Below are 20732 nucleotides of genomic sequence, written 5' to 3'. Positions count from 1 at the left end.
AACCCTTTTATCCTCACAGATTTTTTTTAAGATCTGGAAAGATTCCCATCAACACTTAATTGAGGTACCCTTTGACAATTTCTGCGGCCCGAACCGAGGCACCGGGAGTCCCAAGGGTTTCACGCACGGAATTTAATTCCTTTCGTATTTTATCCCGAAGATTGGAATCCAAAAGGATCGGACAAATCGCCTCCACGATTCGATCCGGAGTGACTTCATTTTGTATAAATTCAGGGACGATCTTTTTCCCGGCCACCACATTGACCATCCCAATAAAATTAACCCTCACTAACATCCGACCCAAAAAATAGGTCCAGGGAGAAACACGGTAAATGATCACCATCGGGGCCCCGCAAATAGCAGCCTGAAGGGTGGCCGTCCCGGAAGCGGTAATCACCGCATCAGAGGCCTTGAGCACTTCTGTCGTTTCACCCGATACCCAATGTATCCTTTGAGACTCTGCGGTTTTCCAATTTTTGAAATCTTCCTCCCGGAGGGAAGGGGCCCTTGCAATAATAACCTGAAGATTCGAAACCCTTTTCTGAATCTGAGGTAGTGTTTTTAGCAAAACAGGCATGTGAGCACCTATTTCGGACCGCCGGCTTCCCGGAAGAATTCCCAAAATCGGTTGATTGGGGTCAATCCCATGCCGGGTACAAAATCCTTTCCGGTCAAAATCAACCGGAATCTCATCTAACAAAGGATGCCCTACGAAACTGCATGGAACTGCGGCCTCTTCATATATTTTCTTTTCAAACGGGAGAATGACCATCATATGACTGACCAAACGCTTAATGACCTTAATCCTTCCCCTGCGCCACGCCCATATTTGGGGACTGATGTAATAAATCGTCTTAATTTTAAAACGTTTTGAGACCCGTGCAAGCCGAAGGTTAAAATCAGGGTAATCGATTAAAATTAAAAGGTCGGCTTCCTTATTTTGAAGAAGCCGTTTCAGCATCCAATAAACTTTGGCAATGATTTTCAGATGGGAAAAAACTTCAATGACACCAACCACACCAAGGTCTTCAATCCCATAAAGAATTCTCACCCCTGCGCATCGCATCCGATCTCCCCCAACCCCCATTATTTCCAGGGTAGGATCCAATTTCCAAAGAGCGGTGGCCAAATGGGCGCCATGCAGGTCCCCGGAGGATTCCCCAGCCACCATTAGGATACGTTTGGGCATGGTTCATGATCCACGCATTAGTGAAATAATATTTAAAGCGACCTTTAGGGCTTCCCGGCCATCCCGGCCGGAAATCACCGGCTGGTCTCTGCTTCGAACCGAATGAATAAAGGCTTCTAACTCAACCCGAAGAGGTTCGTCTTTTGCGGTTCCTATCTTTTCCATCATGATCTGTGGCCCTTTCTCCGGGTCCATGACACGGCGGTAAACCCTTAATTCCTGAAGCTGATAATCAAGAGAAATATACGTGTCGGGCTGGAAAATTCTAATCTTACGTTCTTTTTTAAGGGAAACACGGCTGGCCGTCACATTGGCAACACAACCTCCCTCAAACTCAATCCTGGCATTGGCAATATCCACATTGGAGGAAATCACCGGAGTCCCCACTGCACGGATATCACTGACCTTGGATTGAACAATACTTAATAGGATATCGATATCATGGATCATCAGATCCAAAATTACATCTACATCGGTTCCCCGATTGACAAAAGGGCCGATGCGGTGGGATTCCACAAAACGGGGGTCTTTGACGACCTCCTTTAATTTTCGAATGGCCCCATTAAAGCGTTCCAAATGTCCAATTTGAAGAATTCTTTTATTTTGCTCGGCTTCTTGTACCAGACGGTCCGCCTCCTCCAGAGTGACCGTCATCGGTTTTTCCAACAAAACATCCACATTGTTTTTGAGAAAATCAATCGAAAGGTCATGATGAAAGGAAGTGGGAGCGGCAATACTCACGGCATCGACGGCATTTAAAATTTCTTGATGTTTCGTATAAAACGGGTAACCCAATTTCTTTCCAATTTCCCGGGCTCTCTCTTCATTGGGATCCACCACGGCGACCAGTTCCACCCCATCCATTTCTGAATAAATCCTGGCATGGTGTTCTCCTAAATAACCCACTCCGATTACGCCCACTCGAATTGGTTTCATATTAGTCCGTTTCCTCCACTCCAAAAACCGAAATTCCCTTTTGATTGGCAAGGTCCAGTGTTTCGTCCTTATCCAGCAAAATTGACCGTCCCGCCTCCAATGCCAGCACGGAGGCTTTTACCTCCCCCATGGCACGAATGGTTTCAATTCCCACTGCAGGGATATCAAAACGGAAATCCTGTTGGGGTTTACACATTTTAATAACCACAACCCCCTCTTTTCCAAGCCGACCTGCCCGTTTGATGGTCTCATCAGTCCCTTCTATGGCTTCCACTGCCAGCACCACCTTATTTTTTACAACCAAACATTGTCCAATATCCAGCCGGCCGATTTCTCGTGCCAGAGACCAACCGAAACGGATATCCTCCAATTCCTGGGTAGTTGGTTTTCGTTTGGTCATAACTCCTTTTTGGGCCAAAAGGGATTTCAAATAAAGGGTAGATTCCAAAACCTTAATCCCCTCCCGTTCCAATTCTCCGGCCACCGCGCGGAGTAAAGCATCGTCTTTTTTCTCTTTAACTTTTGCTAAAAGAGTCAGAGAACGAATATCCGGCCAGGCATCCGCAAACAAACGGGTTTTTTTAATTCCCCCGGCCATCACCACCTCTTTTACCCCTTCCGCCTTAAAAATTTTGATCATTTTTCCTAACTGGCCTACCCGAATCCAGAAAATTTTATCAACCCATTCACTTAATTCAGGAAGGGTTTCTCCCACGTGGGCCACCGCTGTCACACTCACAGATTGGTTACGAGCCCCCTGGGCAAAAAGAAGGGGAAACCTTCCATTTCCTGCAATTAGGCCTATTCTCTCCATTTAACGTTTATTTCGATGGTTCTACTTTTAACGTTAAACTCATCTGCAAACCCCCCTTTTTGAGTTTTCTATAAAAAGAAGCAGGGCCTCCACGTCCGGTGTAGACTCCACCTCATCCCGTACTTTTTTGACTGCCTCCTTGAGTGTCAGTTTTAAACGAAAGAGAATTTTATAGGCTTTTTTTAACACGGCAATTCTCTCTTCGGAAAACCCGTGCCGTTTTAAACCCAGGGAATTTAACCCAAACAGGGAAGCCCGGATTCCCGAGGCCGTCATAAAAGGGGGGATATCTTGCCCGATGGCGGAACATCCTCCCACCATGGCATAGGCACCAATTCGCACGAATTGATGAATCCCTACCAAGCCCCCAATGATGGCAAAGTCCTCAATGGAAATGTGGCCTGCTAAGGTAGCCGCATTGGCCATGATGACATGGTTTCCAATTCGGCAATCATGGGCAATATGGACATAAGCCATAAAAAAGTTTCCATTTCCAATAACCGTCTCCCCACTTCCTTCAAGCGTGGCCCGGTTAACAGTGACATATTCCCGAAACGTGTTTCCGTTCCCAATTCTCACTTTAGAATCTTCGCCTTTGAATTTGAGGTCTTGAGGAACCCCTCCAATGGAAGAGAAGGGGAAAAAAGTACAACCCTCTCCGATTTCGGAACCATTTTCGATCACCACGTGGGTTCCAATTTTACTGCCTCGCCCGATTTGAACGTTTTCTTCAATAACCGAAAAGGGGCCAATACTGACATCTTCGGCAATTTCAGCTTTGGGATTAACGATTGCGGTTGGATGTATTTCCAAAAGAGAACTCCTGTCGTTTACGTTTTTTTTTGTTATTTATCCTAATTTTTCCTTTCAGAAATCATGGCGGTCAATTCCGCCTCGCAAACCAAACTCTTTTCCACATAACTTGTACCCTTCATTTTCCAAAAGGGCTGTCTCACATGAAGGACGTCCAGCTCCATTCGAAGCTGATCCCCCGGGACCACCGGCTTTCTAAATTTGGCTTTATCAATGCCTGCAAAATACACGACCTTCCGTTTTATTTCCTCACTGGATTTAAATGCCAAGATCCCTCCCACCTGGGCCATGGCCTCAATGATCAAAACCCCCGGCATCACCGGTTCTTCCGGAAAATGACCTTGGAAATATTCCTCATTAAAAGTTACATTTTTAAAACCCACCACGCGTTTCCCTATTTCCAGTTCAAGAATTCGATCGACCAGAAGAAAGGGATACCGGTGGGGAAGAATAGATAGAATCTCTCGAATATCAATCATACGGGTGTCCTCACATTGCTAATACACATTTTGAAAAAGGAATTCCCTAAAACCGTCCTACCCCATAAAAAGATACACATATAAGTGCGGCCCTTTATACGCTGCTTTACTGTTTGGATGGGCAATCAATCCTTTTTTTTCTGAATCTCCTTTAATTCCTTTACCTGTTTTTCAAGACTCAAAAGTTTTTTCTTCATTTCGGGCAGCATTGAAAAAACAGCTTGTGCCTTTAACCATTCTCGATGGTCCATCACAGGAGACCCAGACATCATTTTCTTGGAAGAAACATCCTTAATCACACCGGACTGCGCACCAATAATGACTTGATCACCAATCCGAATATGTCCTACCACCCCCACTTGCCCCGCAAGGGTCACATAGTTTCCTAGCTCCGTACTTCCAGAAATACCCACCTGGGCAACCAACAGGCAGTGTTGACCAATTCTAACATTATGAGCAATTTGAACCAAGTTATCCACCTTGGTTCCTCGTCCAATAACCGTCCTTCCAAGAGCAGCCCGATCAATGGCCACATTGGCTCCTAACTCCACATCATCTTCGATGATGACATTTCCAACCTGAAGGATTTTGTGGTGCTGGCCCTTATGTTCGGCATATCCAAAACCGTCACTCCCAATAACGGTTCCACTATGGATAATCACTCTTTTACCCAATACTGCCCGTTCGCGAATTGTCACATTGGGGTATATCAAGCAATCATCCCCGATTTCGGTGTCTTCACCCACAAAAGAACCTGCATGAACCGTTACCCGGTCCCCCAAACGGGTTCCCTTTCCTAGGGTCACAAAAGGCCCGATGGAAGGATCCTTCCCAATTGTCACCCCTTCCCCCAACACTGCTTGCGAGCTGATTCCTGTGGGACGATAGGGTTTACCGTAAAAAGCTCGAAGAACCAGGCTAAACGCATAGTAGGGATTTTGAACTTGAATGCTCGAAAGCGATGGGAAGGGCTTTTCAATCCCCATTGGAACCAAAACGGCAGATGCATGGGTACTCTTTAATTCCGAAAGGTATTTTTGATTGGCTAAAAAACTAATATCCCCTTCCCGGGCTTCCCGAAGCCCGGCAATTCCTTTGATGAGGATATTTCCATCCCCCTTTAGGGTTCCCTCTACCGCATCCGCAATGTCAGATAATTTCATTTCCATATTTTAGAAAGGTCTGAAAATAAATTTTTCTTAATAGGACGATTCAGGTAAAGGTTAAATGACCCCTCTTTAAACCTTAAGGGAACATTTTATCATATTCTTCAATAACTTGTTGAGTTAAATTTAGACCGTCTTTCGCAAAAAGAAGGACCCCTCCCTCTTGGCCATCAAAAATCATTTCATACCCATCTTTCTCGGCAATTTTTTTGATCACACTTTCAAGATTTTTATAAAATTCCTTTAATACCTCAGAGCGTTTTCCTTGAATTTCCCGCTGGAGGCGCTCTCCCCTTTGTTGGAATTCAATAAATTTTCTTTTCAAATCATCTTCCTTACTTTTTTTGGCCTCCGGACTTAAAACAGAGGATTGTTTTGTAATTTCCTCCTCAATTCTTTTAATTTCTTTTTCGTCCAAATCCATTATTTTTTGCCGACTTTTTAAATACTCCTCTAATGTTTCCTTGGCTCTTTTCCCTTCCTTGGTATTTTCCAAAACCGCTTGGGCATCTACAAAACCAATCGGTTTACTTTCTGCGGAATGCCCCAAAGACCCAACACCCAACCCGATTACAGTCATTAAGCAAACGAAGAACCATCGACTTACCATAAATCATCTCCTCCCTTTTTCAAAAGCTAACAAATCATTTTTGAAATATCTCTAAACTGATCCCGAAAGGTTTTTAACCTAATGTCAAAACAAGGTTCCAATGGAAAACTCTAAAGTTTTGGCTTTTTCACCTTCTCGAGGATCCAAGTTGAAGCCCCATTCCAATCGAAGGGGCCCCACTGGGGAAATCCAACGGATCCCAAAACCCCAACTATAACGAAGGCGAAAGTCATAAAAATTTTCTGAATAAAGCAAACTATTGTCATACCCTCGCCCAGCGTCAAAAAACAACACCCCTTTAATGTTGGCCTCCTTTACCAAAGGAACAATATATTCAAAATTAAAAATCAATTCTTGGTCTCCACCGATCACTTCTCCTGGAACACTGGTGGACGTAATCACACTGGTAACAGGGTCAATCGTAACCACCGTTACTTCTTCCCTGGGGCCCGCCTTCCCAAAATCAAACCCCCTCACCGTATTGATTCCCCCAACATAAAACCGCTCGCTAAGAGGAAGGTCTTTTCCCCGGAGACCTGTTCCGTAACCCAATCGTCCATGAATTAAAAAAACCATATCCCACCAGAGAGGAAAATATTTACTAGAGTCCCCTACTACCTTTAAGAAATCATTGGAACCCCCAAGCCCTGTTCCCGCAAATTCAAAAGAAATTGAGTTTCGCATTCCTTCACGGGTATCCAAAAAATTGTCCCTGGAATCGTAGGATAACTGTAAACCAACGCTGCTGGTACTCTGTTTCCCCTCCTGAGCCGTAATGATGGGGTTGGTTGAATCAATATTAAAGAGTTCCAGTTCCTCATATTTATAGCTAACGCTTCCACTCACATATTCGGTAATGGATTTACCTAAAATGACGTCACCTCCCACCCTTTTTTCTTCATAGGTATCAAAATCCCGTTCTAATTTAAAAATGTTGGTGGTCCCTGAGATAGGATAATCTAATAAGTAAGGTTCCCGAAAGGTCAAACTGTAGGTGTTTCTTCGGCTTCCAAATTCCGCCTTTGCCCGGAGAAGCTGACCCCGCCCAAAGAGGTTCCCCTGTGAAAGCTCAAAAATTCCTACTAAATTATCGACCGAACTATACCCCCCCCCCACGCTGAAGGAGCCCGTCGCCTTTTCTTTCACCCGAACATTTAAATCCATTTGGTCTTCTGAAACCCCTTCTGGAAGGATTTCCACCGTTTCAAAAAAATTGAGGTTGTTCAACCGTTGAAAACTTCTTTTCAAACCTTTGGTGTTAATTAACTCCTGTTCATCCATTCTGATTTCTCGGCGAATGACCTTATCTCGGGTTTTATCATTTCCATAAACATTAATTCTCCCCACTTTAACCGGTTTCCCTTCCGTTACCTCAAATAGGATAAACACCTTTTGGGTCTCGGGGTTGGGTTGCATTTGAGGAACAATATTGGCAAAAGCATATCCAATTTCTCCGTAGGCATCTGTGAGAACCCCAATATCTCTTCTCAAAACATTTCTTCGGAAAACTTCCCCTTCCGCTGTCTCCACCTGCCTTTTAAGCTCACTATCTCCAATGATTTTATTTCCTCGGAAACCCATCCCTTCAACCGTATACTGTTTTCCCTCAATTAGTGAAAAGGTGAGGATATAGGCCGCTTCCTCCTGATTAATTTCCACTTTGGGTTCTCCCACCTGAACTTCCAAATACCCATTGTTCAGATAGACTTCCCTTAGCCTCTCAGCATCGATTAAAAGCTGATCTTTTTTATAACGTCCGGATTCCGTCAACCATGAGGTTAACCAAAAATATTCACGGGTGGCCAACTCTTTTTTCAATTTTTTAGAGGAAAAGGCTTCGTTTCCTTCAAAGCGGATTTCCCGGACTAAAACTTTTTCCCCCTCTTCAATTAAAAAAATGACTTTGACTCTCTCTTCATCCAAAACCTTGACCACTGGAACGACCTTTGCGTTGGATAATCCTTCTTCTTCGTAATACTTCTTGACTTTTTCCACATCTGACTTCAATTGCTTTTCATCAAAAAAGTTATCTACTTCAAGAGAGATCTGTTCATTCAAATCTTCTAAAGTGACCCCATCATACCCCTCAAACTGAATTTCCGAAACAAAAGGTCGCTCTGAAACCACGTAAATAATTTTAATGCCCCCTTCAAACCCTTCCGATTTAACCTGCACATCCTCAAAATAGCCCAGTTGAAAAATGGCCCGGATATCTTCCTGGATAACCCGGCAATCAAAAAGGCCGCCTTCTTCAATTTGAAGTTTTGCGCGGATGGTGGAGTCCTCTATCCTGTGATTTCCTTGAATTTCAACGAGCTTCACAAAAATACTTTGTTCCTGCGCTAAAGCGGATACCACGCTCACCCCTATCAAAAAAGAAGTAATACTGACTCGAACCCAAAACTGAAGAACAGACCTAATCAAGGTCGAAGTCCCCAGAATTCCAATTTGAAATATGGTTCCACCGATTTTTCCCAATTCATTTACGAAATGTTTCTGGTTCCCTAGAGAGGGAAGGTAATAGAAATGATATTTTTTTGAAAAGTCCAACCTTCATTAGGAGGGCTTTTCTAAATACGGAACGATAAATCTGGCTCTTTATTCCGGTTATCCTTATTAACTCATGAAAATCTGCTAAAAATACCATTTTCAAACACCTCTGTAAATAGTAAAGTGTTAATAAAATCAGATTCTTGGAAACCAAAACAAAACAGAGGATAATTAAAAGGGTTTTTTTTATTCGATATTAATGGAGTTCAGGGGAGGGACTTTTACTTTAAATTGAAAAACGATCAATTGGCCTTGAAAATTTCCGCGCTATTTTGTACTCCCTTTATTCCAATCCCCCCCGTTAAAAGGACTGAATTATCCTGAAGGAGGGTGGCTGTATGGCTGAATCTGGAATCAAACAGACTTCTCCTCTCCTCAAAAGCAAAAGAACTTGGGAGGTAAAGTTCAGTACTTGAAAGAACGTTCGAACCATTACTGGTTCCACCTGCAATTAAAACCGAACCTTCCTGGAGAATGGTGGCGGTATGGTGAACCCGAGGTATAACCATATTAATTTCTTGTGCCAATGGTCCTGCCACGGGATCATAAATCTCAACACTTGTTAATATTTTTCCATCTATTCCAAAACCTCCCGCTATCAGTATATTCCCGTCAGTTAGAAGGGTTGCGGTGTGGGAAGCCCTATACTCTTTCAAATCTTTTAGAGGTTTAAAACTACCATCCACTGGGTTATATAACTCGACGGTCCTAAGAAAACCCTCATTTGAATCCTTCCCACCTGCAATTAAAACCGTTCCATCACCGAGCTTTGTTGCGGTATGGCCAATTCGAGGGCTATTCATTAAACCGGAAGTTGGACTAAAAGTTCTACCAGTAGGATCATATAGCTCCGCACTGAGATGAAAAATAAGGGGGTTATTGGAAAGCCGGGTTTGTCCTCCGGCAATGAGAACTTCCCCATTATCAAGTAGAGTGGCCGTATGCCCGATCCGTTTTTCCGTCATAGTACTTTGAAGGAGTTCAAATTTATTTTGTTGGGAGTCGAATAACTCAGCACTATTTGAAATGGCAAAGCCGGTTTCTCTTGAGCCTTGCCCTCCTGCAATTAGAACTGTTTTATTGTCTGATAAAAGGGTTGCCGAATGTCCGTTTCGGGCTTCTTTCATAAAAACAACAGGAGTGGGTTTTTCAAATTCATTATTACTCAAATTAAAAATTTCCCCACTAATAAGAACATCCGTATTCACATCAACAATGGTACGCCCTCCAGCAAATAACACTTTGACCAAAACCGTACCATCATACAAAGGAGTTGCCGTATGGTTTACACGAAATCCAGACATATCGGTTGAAGTTGGAGTGGTCGAACCTCCTAACCCAAAATCCTTTATTCCATAAATACTAAAACTAGTGGTAGTGCCACTCACAACATTATTTAGGGGATCAAGCCTTAAATTTTCCACCGGTCCCCAGCTATTTCCATTTGGATCAAACTTTACCAACCCAAGATCAAATTCACTAGTTCCTGAAGGAATAGGGGTATCTTGGGGATCCATTCTTGGGTCAAGGTATTCAATGGAAATGGTCACATTTTGCTTAAATTGCGTTCCCGGGGGTTTAAACTCATAGGCCTGACCAATATTTCCATCAGGGAGATTCACTGTACCAGCAACATCTACGCTTATCTCAGAAGAAGGCATTCCGTCCGGTAGGGCTCCGGGGGGAATAGTTACAGAGGCTAATTTATCTTCACTTATAATTGTAACTTGCCCTTCCCCTCCTCCATTACCGCTGCCGCACCCCAAAAAAGAAAATAGAGATAAACCTAAAAAAATTTTAATAAACGTATTCATTATTAAACCTTCCTTTAAAACCCATTGAAGGATCCTCATAACTGAAAGAAACAATTTAAAAAAGACCCCTCAACCAAAGGAGTGACAAAGCATCTGCTCTGTTCCAATTTCTTTTCCCAACAAATGTTTGGCATAATCACGGGTCATTTTCCCAAGTTCCTTCTTCATCAAAACATTTAAATGCAAACGGCTCACCTTGTTCGGATAAAGAGTTAGAATTTGATGGACGGAAGCAACGGTCCCCGGAGACAGGAAGGAATGAAAACGGTTTTCCTGAGATCCGCAATTGTTGCACAACCCCCTTCCCTCTAAAAAAGAAAAGTAAATCTTTTTTCTTTCCAAGGTTTTCCCACAATCACCGCAAACATCTAACCGGGGTCGAAACCCTGATAAATCCAAAACCTTAATTTCAAAACACCGGGCCAAACTTTCAACATCCTTCACCTCACCGAGCAGGGATAAAAACTCCCTCAGGAGATGAAAACAGGTGGGTCGAGATTCTCCCTCGGGAAGAAAGGCCTCGATCCATCTTAAAAAATGGCTTGCATAAAAAATGGTATTAAGATCTTCCCTTAAGGCCTGAAAGGAGCGGATGATTTCGGCTTCTTGGATTTGGAAAAGACCTCCGGTTCGCCGTTCAAATAAAAAAAGGCTCGCATGGGTAATAGGTTCCAAAGCACTTCCAAACCGATTTTTTGGCCGTCTGGCCCCTTTTGCAACCCCCTTCAACTTTCCATGGGTCAAGGTAAACAGGTGTACCAATCGATCGGATTCTCCCAACGTTTTATTCCGTAAAACTATCCCCTCGGTTCGTATGAGCGACATTTTATTCCATCGGGTTACCGTAAATAATGAAGCAAAACCGTTGCAAGACTCAGATAAATAATCAACCCGGAAATATCATTTGCGGTGGTGACAAATGGCCCCGAGGAAATTGCGGGATCGACTCCCAGTTTTTTTAAAACCACAGGGGCCAGGGTTCCCGTTGCCGCTGCAATGGTAATCGCAAAAAACATGGAAACCCCGACCACAACCCCCAACATCATATGTCCATGCCAAAGGTTTGCAACAATTCCCACAATGGATCCGCAAATAAAACCCATCAACCCTCCCACCCTTAACTCTTTAAAAAAAACTTTCCAGACATCCGTCAATTCAATTCGGCCCGTGGCAAGGCCTCTCACCATGATGGTAGACGTTTGAAGACCAATATTTCCTCCCGTTGCTGTAATGACCGGAATGAAGGTGGCCAAGGCAATTACTTCCTGAATGGCTAATCTGAAAAACCAAAGAAAACCGCCGGTTATAATTCCCCCCACCAAGTTGGTCAAAAGCCAAGGCAGTCGGAACCGGGCGGCTTTGATACTGGAGGTGTTTAATAATACCTCCTCTTCCGTGGTTCCAGCCATTTTCAAAATATCCTCTGTAGCTTCTTCTCGGATCACGTCTATCACATCATCCACGGTTATAATTCCCACCAGGTGGTTTTCCGAATCAACAACCGGAAGGGCCAAGAAATTATATCGGGCGACCTGGCGGGCCACCTCTTCCTGGTCTTCATCGGTATGAACGAAAAAAACCTCTGTGGTCATGATTTCACGAAGCATCTTTTGAGGAGGTACCAGCAATAGCTGGCGAAGCGATAGAACCCCCACCAATCTCTTTTTAGGATCCACTACGTAAATATAAAAAACCATTTCTGCTTCTTTTTCTTCTTGAAGTCGTTTGATGGCCTCCTGGGCAGTTATATCTTCCTGGAGCGCAAAAAAGTTGGTGGTCATAATGCCACCCGCGGTTTCATCAGGATATTTCAGAAGGCCTTCAACCTCCAGGGAGTCTTCCTTCCCCATTAATTGCAAAATCTCCTTTGCCTTTTCAGGCGGAAATTCTCCTAAAATATCGGCATTATCATCGGCAGGAAGTTCCTTTAGGATTTTGACCACCTCAGGGGAGGACATATCCCCTAAAATTTCCCTCCCGCTGGCAGCATCAATTTCACTGATCACAGTGGCTTTGTTCCCCGTATCCTTGATGAGGTCGAAAATCGTCCTTTTTTCCTGAGTGGTCATCAGGTGGCGAATCACCTTTGCGATATCCGCGGGGTGCATCTTGTTCACCATATTAGACAGGTTCGCAATAGCCCCACGGCGCAAAAAGCGCTGAACAGTTTCCAAAACAATCTCGTATCGCGTCGCCATTTTTACCCAGAAAAAAACTAATAGCCTAATTGTTGGAGAACTCTTTCATTCTCCCGCCAGTTTTTTCTTACCTTGACCCACAGGTCAAGAAAAACCTTCGTTCCCAGAATTCCCTCAATCTCCAATCGGGCTTCTGTTCCAATTTTTTTCAACAGCTCGCCACCCTTCCCGATTAAAATCCCTTTTTGGGAATCCCTTTCCACGTAAATAATTCCCTGAATACGAACCAAGGGGCGCCCCGGATCCTCCTTAAAAGACTCAATCCATACCGCCACCGAATAAGGGATTTCATCCCGGGTCCTCTTCAATACTTGCTCCCGAATCATTTCACCCGCAATAAAGCGCATGGGTTGATCTGTAATAACATCTTCAGGAAAAAAAGGGTCTCCTTCCGGAAGGAGACCGGAAAAACTTTTTACCAAAGGTTCAACATTTTCCCCCTTAAGGGCAGACACGGGGAACACTTCATCAAACGAACATTCTCTGGCATATTCTGTAATCAAAGGTAATAATGTTACTTTTTGGACCAAATCAATTTTATTAACAATTAAATATTTGTTTTTTTTGACACCGCGCAGGCTTTCTAAAATAAACCGATCCCCGGTTCCCGGCATGCCCGTTGCTTCAACCAAGAAGGCCAGAATGTCTACCTGATTAAAAGTTTTCAGAGCCCCATCCACCATTCGTTGGTTTAATTTATGCCGGGGTTTGTGAATTCCAGGGGTATCCAAAAAAACCAACTGGGTATCCGGAAGGTTTCTGACCCCCAAAATCTGGTTTCGGGTAGTTTGGGGTTTGTCGGAAACAATAGCAATTTTCTCGCCCAAAATCTGATTGAGAAGGGTAGACTTCCCCACATTCGGACGGCCAATCAGTGCAATAAACCCGGATCGAAAACTCAAGCCACTCTCCTTGAAAAGCAGTTGGTCATTACCAAAAAACGTTTGATTTTATCACATTGTTTAAATTATGAGCAACCCGTTCATTTTCGGGGGTTTTTCACATTGGTCCAATTTTTTTAACAGAAAAAAAAGGAACTTAATTCTCCAGGCTCACTTTTATAGCCTAGGCTTGACAAAGGCTTTGGGTTTACTGTAATAATTTCCTGGTTTGGAAAAAAAGGTTTCTCAAATCCCCGTTCCTGGGACCTTTTTACATTTCCGTCATTCACTCTTGTGGGAAAGAATTTGGGGCCATTGGCGGGTGGGGATCAATAACTTCTTCAAACTTACATATTAATGCCCCACCACAACAAACAAACGGGACTACGGTTTTTTATTGTTATTCAAAAAAGCCAGCCCTATCTGAAAAATAACCCATGATAAATGTTCAGCATTTGACCAAGCGTTACGGGGAACGTACTGCCATTGAAGATATAACGTTCAACGTAGAAAAAGGGGAAGTACTGGCTTTTCTAGGGCCAAACGGTGCCGGAAAAACAACCACCATGCGGATCCTCACCTGTTTCATCCCCGCAACATCCGGGACGGCATCTATTTCAGGGTTTGATATTTTTGAAGCATCCCTGGAGGCCAGACGCCGAATTGGCTATCTTCCTGAAAACCCCCCACTCTATAATGAATTGACCGTTAAGGAATACTTAAACTTTATCTCAAAAATTAAAGGAGTTCCAAAGTCATCCCAAAACCAAGCCCTCACTTATGCATTGGAAAGGTGCAACCTTACAGCCGTTCGGGAGCGATTGATTGGCCACCTTTCAAAGGGGTTTCGGCAACGGGTTGGCCTTGCTCAAGCTTTAATTCATAATCCTGACGTATTGATTTTGGATGAACCCACCGTAGGTCTTGACCCCAAGCAAATCATTGAAATGCGTGGACTCATTCACGAATTGGCTGGGGCGCACACCCTAATTTTAAGCACCCATATTCTGCCTGAGGCCACTGCCATTTGCCAAAGAGTGATTATTATTCATGAGGGGCGGATACGGGCCATTGACTCCCCAGAACATCTTTCTGCAAATCTTCGCCAATCGGAAAAAATTCGAATTATCGTTCGTAATCCTACGCCTCAAATACCAGAGGTCCTCCAATCTTTGAACCGGGTGACTCATGTTTTGGAAGAACCTAACACCAACGGACAAATTTATATAGTGGAATCCGAACTGGGGACTGATATTCGGGAGGATGTGGCCCACTGCGTAGTGAATAAAGGATGGGGCCTTCTGGAATTGAAAAGTGTCTCCATGACTTTGGAAGATGTGTTTCTTAAATTGACACAGGAAGAACCTTCTTAGGAGGTCCGGATAAAGCCCATGAAAAAGGTAAACAATGTGCTCGCCATTACCAGTAAAGAATTGCGGATTTATTTCACCTCACCCATGGCCTATGTAGTGATTTCGGTTTTCCTTTTAATCAGCGGGTTTCTTTTCTCCCAAATCGTTCTTTTTGCTTCCAGCCAAAGTATGCAGCTAATGCGTCTTCAAGGAGCTCTTCCAGAAATTAATGTCATTGAGTTGGTTTTCCGGCCAGCGTTTCACAACATGGCCATTGTCATTCTCTTCACCTTACCCCTGCTGACCATGCGACTCCTGGCGGAAGAGAAAAAGACCAAAACAGTGGAATTATTATTTACTTCCCCCATCTCTATCCTTGAGATTATCTTTGGAAAATTCCTTGCCGCTTTTTCTGTATTTTCTTTGATGCTGTTATTAACCGGGTTTATGCCCGTTCTCATCAATATTTATGGGGATTTACAATGGAAACCTATTTTGGCCGGATACCTGGGACTTCTTTTATTAGGGGGAGTCATCTTATCGGTTGGGTTATTTGCATCCTCCATCACCGAAAATCAAATTATCGCAGGTTTTGTGGGCTTTGGAATTACCCTCCTCCTATGGCTTATGGGTATCGCCTCCCAGGGAGCAGGGAATTCGGTTTTAGGTGATATTCTCTCCTTTTTATCTGTAGGGGAGCATTTTAGCAGTTTTGTAAAAGGGCTCATTGATACAAAAAATGTTGTTTATTTATTGAGCCTCGCAACGGTCGGCCTTTTTCTGACCCACCGGGTAATCGAAGCGCATCGGTGGAAATAAAAAAATATGATTAAACAACTCAGTAAGCTTTCAGGGTGGTTAGGGCTTTTTCTTTTTTTCGGAGGCCTTTTGGCCCTTGGGGTTAACCCAAGCTGGGGGAATTATGTCTCCATCGCAGAAGGGGCCTCCCTGGTTCTATTGATCTTTTTCTTTATCACCCACTTCGAAGCGATCAAGGTTTTTTCAACACGTCGATCTACCCAATTCGGGTTAAACAGCTTTTTAATGGTCGTTATTTTTCTTTCCATCATCGGAATTTTAAATTTCCTGTCCTCCCGGCATAACCAGCGGTTGGATTTATCGGAAACCGGCCGTTTTTCATTGGCTCCGCAAACCAAAAAGGTTCTCCAAAATTTGGAACAAAAGGTAAAAATAACTGCATTTACAGAATCCCAAACCCCCAGCGAAAATCAAATCAGAGATCTTTTAAACAGTTATTCCAATGAGACCGATCACCTCTCATTTCAGGTGATTGATCCCTCCCAAAAACCAGCCATTGCCCGGCAATATGGAATTACCCAATACAATACCCTGGTAATCGAAGTGGGTGACCAGGAAACTCAAATTAAAAATATCATCGAACAAGAATTAACCAATGCCCTCATTCGGGTCAATAAAAAAAAGAAACAAACCATTCACTTTCTGGAAGGTCATGGAGAACATGACCTTACCAACACGGAACGGGAAGGATTCTCCCGGGTCCAAGGGGCCCTAGAAAAACAAGGCTACCACGTGGAGGGCCTTTCCCTTCTTCAAACCGGAAAAATTCCAGAGGACACCGCTGTTTTGGTGGTGGCTGGACCCCAAAAGGCTTTTCTCCCCCAAGAAATTGAAGCGGTTTCGAATTATTTAAATCAAAAAGGAAAGGTTTTGGCCTTAATTGACCCCCAAACCCAAACCAACCTGGATGTTTTTTTCAGCCAGTGGGGAATTCGATTGGGGCCGGGGATCATCGTTGATACCCTATCCAGACTCTTTGGCGGAGACTTAACCATTCCTGTGGTGACCACATATCCTAATCATGAAATTACCGAGGGTTTTAATTTAGCAACGTTCTTTCCCGTTGCCCAAAGGGTTCAATTTGAATCCTCGGATTCACACCTCAACTTTCAGTCCCTGGCTGAAACCACCGAAAACAGTTGGACTAAAACAGATATTATTTCAGGTGACCTAAACTTTAATTCCAAGACCGATCTTAGAGGGCCTCTGACCCTTGCAGGAATGGTTACCAAAAAAACGGAAGAAACGAGTTCCCAAGAAGAAAGTGATCTAGAGATACCCTCGGAGGAAAACACGGACCAGCCCTCGGATGAACCGATACTGATCGTTTTCGGTGATTCTGACTTTGCCGCTAATGGATCTTTTGATTTTAATGGAAATGGAGATCTTATTCTAAACACCATCAATTTCTTGGCAAAAGAAAAAAATCTAATCGCCATTACACCCAAAAAACCGAATTTTTCCCCCTTATTTTTAACCAAAGTTCAAGGAAACGTTGTTTTTTATACTTCTGTTATATTAATGCCCGGCATTGTTTTTCTCACCGGACTCATCATCTGGAAACGCCGGCGCCGTCTCTGAATATTTTCCCTTTAACCATGCGTTTTCGAAATACACTCATAATGGCAGTTATCCTTCTCGGCTTAACGGGATACCTCTTTTGGATTGAAATTCCTCAAGGAGAAAGGAAAAAAGAAGCCGAAACGCAAGCCCAAAAGGTTGTTTCATTCAATGAAACCGATATTCAATTTATTGGACTACAATACCGGGACCCGGAAGCGGAAATAGACCTGACAAAAAGTCAGGGGGGGAAATGGGTTATCTCGAGACCCATCCATGCGGAAACCGACGAACGGGAAATTGCAGGGCTCCTCTCCAGTGTGGTCGGAATGAGACATTCTCGTGTTCTGGAAGATTTAGAAGAAGGCGGGGAATTCGGTTTTGACCAACCGCAAATAAAAATTTCTTTAACTCAAAAAGACTCTGATGGCGAAAAAAAAGAGACCATTTTGGTGGGGGATGACGGGCCCATCTTTAACACGCTTTTCGTTAAGCGGGAAAGCGATCAGCAGGTCGTCTTGGTCGAAAAAGGAATTAAGAATTCTCTGACCAAGAAACTCTTTGATCTTCGCAATAAAAAAATACTCCCAATAGATCGTAATCAAATTACCCAATTCACCATTGATTTTAAGGACTCCACCTTTCTTTTCGTTAAGGAAGAAAACCAATGGAAAATTAGAAAACCTCAACCCGCCAAAGCCGATAGCGGAGAAATTAACGGAAACCTATTTGATTTTGAGGACTTACGGGCAATCGGATTTGTGGACTCTAAGGAAGAAAAAGAAAAACTCCAAAAAAACTTTAAGGTACCTGAATTGATGGTCCGCCTAAAAGAAGGAAATCAAACCATCAAGGCATCCATTTTCAAAACGGAAAAGGGTCAATATTTTGCCGTGACTTCCGATGAAAAACCGGTTTATGAGATTTCCAAATCCTTTTTGGATAATTTCAAAAATGATTTTTTCATTTACCGAGACAAACACCTTCTGGTATTTGATCCAGACTCGGTAAAAGAGGTCTCTGTAAAAAATCCTGAGGATACCTATTATCTCCGGAAAGCAAAGGATATCTGGACCCTTGAAGGCGATGAAAAAGAAATCAACCAGGTTTCCGTTACCAATTTCCTTAAATTTTTAGAATCCTTGGAGGCAGAAGAAAAACCCCAAAATAAAATCTCCTTTAAAGAAGCAGGCCTTCAACCACCCCTTACCGAAATCGAATTAAAAAACCTGAGTGGAGTTTCTGTAGGAAGGCTGCAATTGGGAAAAGAGGCTGATGGGAAATTGTACGCTCAAGGATTGGAAGACCTGGGAATCACTCTCGTTTTTAAAAGCACCTTTAAAAGCATCCCCCAAAAAATTGATTTATTCAAAGGCGAAGACGATGAAGAAACAGAAAAATAATAGTTTCCTTTTTCCCAATCACTCCCATAAACCAAATTCCCGAACGGAACGCAAAGCTTTTTTCCATCCTTGATAAATTTTATCCCGTTCTTTTTTGGAAAGATTAGGCAAGAATAATTTACCTTTTTTCGGTTTGGGAATTTTATAAACGGACTTCCAAATTCCACACCCCACCCCTGCAAGTAATCCTGCCCCGAGAAGGGTGCCTTCAGAAGTATTGGACCGTCTAACCGGAATTCCAAGCCAATCCGATTGAATTTGTAAAAGACCGTCAATGTGAGAAATCCCACCGCTGGCTTGAATGTTTTGAATGTTAAAATTTTTGTCCTTTCGAAGCACCTCATTTACATCTTTTACTAGAAAAGCAATCCCCTCCACCGCGGCACGGACCAGGTCGGCTTTTGTGGTCCATGGCCCAAGACCTAAAACACCCATCTGTACTTTTTTCAACCAATGGGGGGTTCCCAAACCCGCCAAAGCCGGAACCAGGTAAGACCGATGGCGGGAAGCACGAATCATTTGATTAATTTCAGTAGGTGAAGAAATAATCCCTGTTTTTTTCAACCAATCAAATACCGTTCCAACTGAATTAACCGTCCCTTCCAATGCATAAACTTTTTCTTCTGGAGTAGACCATCCCACACTGCTTAAAAGACCCGGAAGGCGAACTAAATTTTTACCGGTATTCATTAAAAAAAATCCGCCGGTCCCGTAATTGATGATAGCGTCCTTCTTACTAATTGCACCTAAACCCACCAAAGCGCTTTGTTGATCCCCGATACAGGCTTTTAGTGAAATTTTTAATCTTCCGATTTTGATCGATCCAAAATCCGAAACGCTGGTCTGAATGGAAGGAAGAATGGATTTGGGAATTTTAAAAAGGCCTAAAAGTTGAGAATCCCAGTCTTGTGTTTTCAAATCCATCAGAAGCATCCGCGCAGCATGGGTAGGATCGGTGGCATGAACATCCCCACGGGTCCAATGCCAGATCAAAAAGGAATTCACTGTTCCACAAAGCACTTTACCCTTTTCCAGTTTCTCCCGAATCCCTTTTACGTTTTTTAAAATCCACCGAAGCTTTAAAACCGCATAATGGGGAGAAAGCAGAAGCCCTGTCTTATTTCGAATCAACCTTCCAAACCCAGAATATTTCTCCACCTCAACTGAGCCCCGAAGATCCTGCCAGCTTAAAGCAGGGGCAAGGGGTTTTCCTGTATCTTTTTCCCACACAATGATAGTAGACCGCTGGGACGCCAAACCCATAGCGATGATCCTTCCTCCCCTTTTCCCGGACTTTTGGAGTAAGGATTGAATGGCCTGATTTTGGCTTTTGATGAGTTCTTCGGGACGATGTTCTACCCAAAAGGGTCTTGGACGGAAGGTTCGAAGTGGCACAGAAACAGATTGGACCAACTCACCTTTTTCGTCAACCAGCCCAGCCTTGGAATGGGTGCTTCCCTGGTCAACAGATAAAATATATTTCATTCGGGGGGTTCATCTCTTCCTTGAACAATCATTTTTTTTCCTAATGATTAAGCTTTTTATGTTTTTGGATAAATTCCGGGGTCATCTCCTGAATTTTTGGCATAATCTCTTGGATAAATCCTTGGGTAATATCCATGGTTTGATTCATTAATTCAGAGGTCTTTTCGACAAATTGTTTGCCAATAGAACTTTTATAAAAATCAATGATTCCTTTTATTTTTTTTTCTGTGAACGTTCTCATGAAAACATCGATATACCCTTCTTTCAGTTTTTCCCATTTCAAATGACCCGAAATCCGTTTTATTAATTCCTCCTGGAGCTTTTTTAGTTCCTCTGGGGAAAGTTCAGGAAAGGGCGCACTTTTAAATTGGTGGATTTGCAACTGCTTGATCACCTCCAAGTTTTTTTCAACACTTCTCTGAACGTCCATCAAACTTACCAATTCCCCGGCTTTTTCTCGATGGGTTTTGTCCTCAGCGTAACCCCATTGAGCAATATTCAGGAAAAGGATAATAAAAAATATGGGTCTTCGTGAAATCGAGTGGGTAAAAATTGTTAAAAAGTGTTTAAGGTCCATACAGGGCAAGGGTCAAGTCAAAGTCATTCTGTGGTTGAAGCCTTTGAAGTATTAGAGGTTCCTGCAAAATCCAGTTCGTCATTCCC

Annotated in this window: 18 protein-coding genes; 4 read left to right on the top strand and 14 right to left on the bottom strand. The window is 43.2% G+C overall.

Annotation, left to right across the window (positions count from 1 at the left end; translation table 11 throughout):
• Positions 1–55: 55 nt before the first annotated feature.
• From lpxB to era, 12 genes are all read right to left on the bottom strand, one after another.
• Positions 56–1189, bottom strand: a complete 1134-nt coding sequence (gene lpxB, locus VGB26_15350; GenBank protein ID HEX9759149.1) for a lipid-A-disaccharide synthase — start codon at positions 1187–1189, stop codon at positions 56–58.
• Positions 1190–1192: 3 nt separating this feature from the next.
• Entirely contained in the window at positions 1193–2125 is a 933-nt protein-coding gene (locus VGB26_15345; GenBank protein HEX9759148.1) for a Gfo/Idh/MocA family oxidoreductase, read from the bottom strand.
• 1 nt (position 2126) lies between these two features.
• Positions 2127–2939, bottom strand: a complete 813-nt coding sequence (lpxI, locus tag VGB26_15340) for a UDP-2,3-diacylglucosamine diphosphatase LpxI (protein HEX9759147.1) — start codon at positions 2937–2939, stop codon at positions 2127–2129.
• Positions 2940–2978: 39 nt separating this feature from the next.
• Positions 2979–3752 (bottom strand): acyl-ACP--UDP-N-acetylglucosamine O-acyltransferase, encoded by a 774-nt coding sequence (gene lpxA, locus VGB26_15335; GenBank protein ID HEX9759146.1) that lies wholly within the window; start codon positions 3750–3752, stop codon positions 2979–2981.
• Positions 3753–3793: 41 nt separating this feature from the next.
• Positions 3794–4231, bottom strand: a complete 438-nt coding sequence (gene fabZ, locus VGB26_15330) for a 3-hydroxyacyl-ACP dehydratase FabZ (GenBank protein HEX9759145.1) — start codon at positions 4229–4231, stop codon at positions 3794–3796.
• A 125-nt stretch (positions 4232–4356) separates the two neighbouring features.
• A complete protein-coding gene (gene lpxD / locus VGB26_15325; protein HEX9759144.1) occupies positions 4357–5400 on the bottom strand; it encodes a UDP-3-O-(3-hydroxymyristoyl)glucosamine N-acyltransferase in 1044 nt (347 codons plus the stop codon).
• Positions 5401–5476: 76 nt separating this feature from the next.
• Entirely contained in the window at positions 5477–6007 is a 531-nt protein-coding gene (locus tag VGB26_15320) for an OmpH family outer membrane protein (protein ID HEX9759143.1), read from the bottom strand.
• A gap of 84 nt (positions 6008–6091) precedes the next feature.
• Entirely contained in the window at positions 6092–8431 is a 2340-nt protein-coding gene (gene bamA / locus VGB26_15315; GenBank protein HEX9759142.1) for an outer membrane protein assembly factor BamA, read from the bottom strand.
• Positions 8432–8799: 368 nt separating this feature from the next.
• Complete coding sequence (locus VGB26_15310; GenBank protein HEX9759141.1) at positions 8800–10371, bottom strand: kelch repeat-containing protein; 1572 nt, start codon at positions 10369–10371, stop codon at positions 8800–8802.
• A gap of 69 nt (positions 10372–10440) precedes the next feature.
• Positions 10441–11196 carry a DNA repair protein RecO gene (recO, locus tag VGB26_15305; protein ID HEX9759140.1) on the bottom strand — a complete coding sequence of 252 codons (756 nt, stop codon included), beginning with the start codon at positions 11194–11196 and terminating at the stop codon, positions 10441–10443.
• Positions 11197–11210: 14 nt separating this feature from the next.
• Positions 11211–12569, bottom strand: a complete 1359-nt coding sequence (gene mgtE / locus VGB26_15300) for a magnesium transporter (GenBank protein ID HEX9759139.1) — start codon at positions 12567–12569, stop codon at positions 11211–11213.
• Positions 12570–12586: 17 nt separating this feature from the next.
• On the bottom strand, positions 12587–13471 hold the full coding sequence (era, locus tag VGB26_15295; GenBank protein HEX9759138.1) for a GTPase Era: 885 nt from the start codon (positions 13469–13471) through the stop codon (positions 12587–12589).
• A gap of 416 nt (positions 13472–13887) precedes the next feature.
• Between era and VGB26_15290 the strand changes: the two genes are divergently transcribed.
• Genes VGB26_15290 through VGB26_15275 form a run of 4 tightly spaced genes read left to right on the top strand, consistent with a single transcriptional unit; the run spans position 13888 to position 18584 of the window.
• Entirely contained in the window at positions 13888–14823 is a 936-nt protein-coding gene (locus VGB26_15290; protein HEX9759137.1) for an ATP-binding cassette domain-containing protein, read from the top strand.
• An 18-nt stretch (positions 14824–14841) separates the two neighbouring features.
• Complete coding sequence (locus VGB26_15285; protein HEX9759136.1) at positions 14842–15621, top strand: ABC transporter permease; 780 nt, start codon at positions 14842–14844, stop codon at positions 15619–15621.
• Between the two features lie 6 nt (positions 15622–15627).
• Positions 15628–17202 (top strand): Gldg family protein, encoded by a 1575-nt coding sequence (locus tag VGB26_15280; GenBank protein HEX9759135.1) that lies wholly within the window; start codon positions 15628–15630, stop codon positions 17200–17202.
• A 41-nt stretch (positions 17203–17243) separates the two neighbouring features.
• The gene (locus tag VGB26_15275) at positions 17244–18584 is read left to right on the top strand and encodes a DUF4340 domain-containing protein (GenBank protein HEX9759134.1); all 1341 of its coding nucleotides are present in this window, start codon (positions 17244–17246) and stop codon (positions 18582–18584) included.
• Between the two features lie 18 nt (positions 18585–18602).
• On the opposite strand, the gene VGB26_15270 is transcribed toward VGB26_15275, so the two are convergent.
• Positions 18603–20069: an FGGY family carbohydrate kinase gene (locus VGB26_15270; GenBank protein ID HEX9759133.1), complete on the bottom strand. Its 1467-nt coding sequence runs from the start codon at positions 20067–20069 to the stop codon at positions 18603–18605.
• Between the two features lie 40 nt (positions 20070–20109).
• Positions 20110–20499, bottom strand: a complete 390-nt coding sequence (locus VGB26_15265; protein HEX9759132.1) for a DUF2059 domain-containing protein — start codon at positions 20497–20499, stop codon at positions 20110–20112.
• Positions 20500–20732: the final 233 nt, after the last annotated feature.

Source organism: Nitrospiria bacterium, from assembly GCA_036397255.1.
GTDB lineage: Bacteria > Nitrospirota > Nitrospiria > DASWJH01 > DASWJH01 > DASWJH01.
Note: the sequence above shows the minus strand (reverse complement) of the source record. Positions and strands in the feature narration are given on the sequence as shown.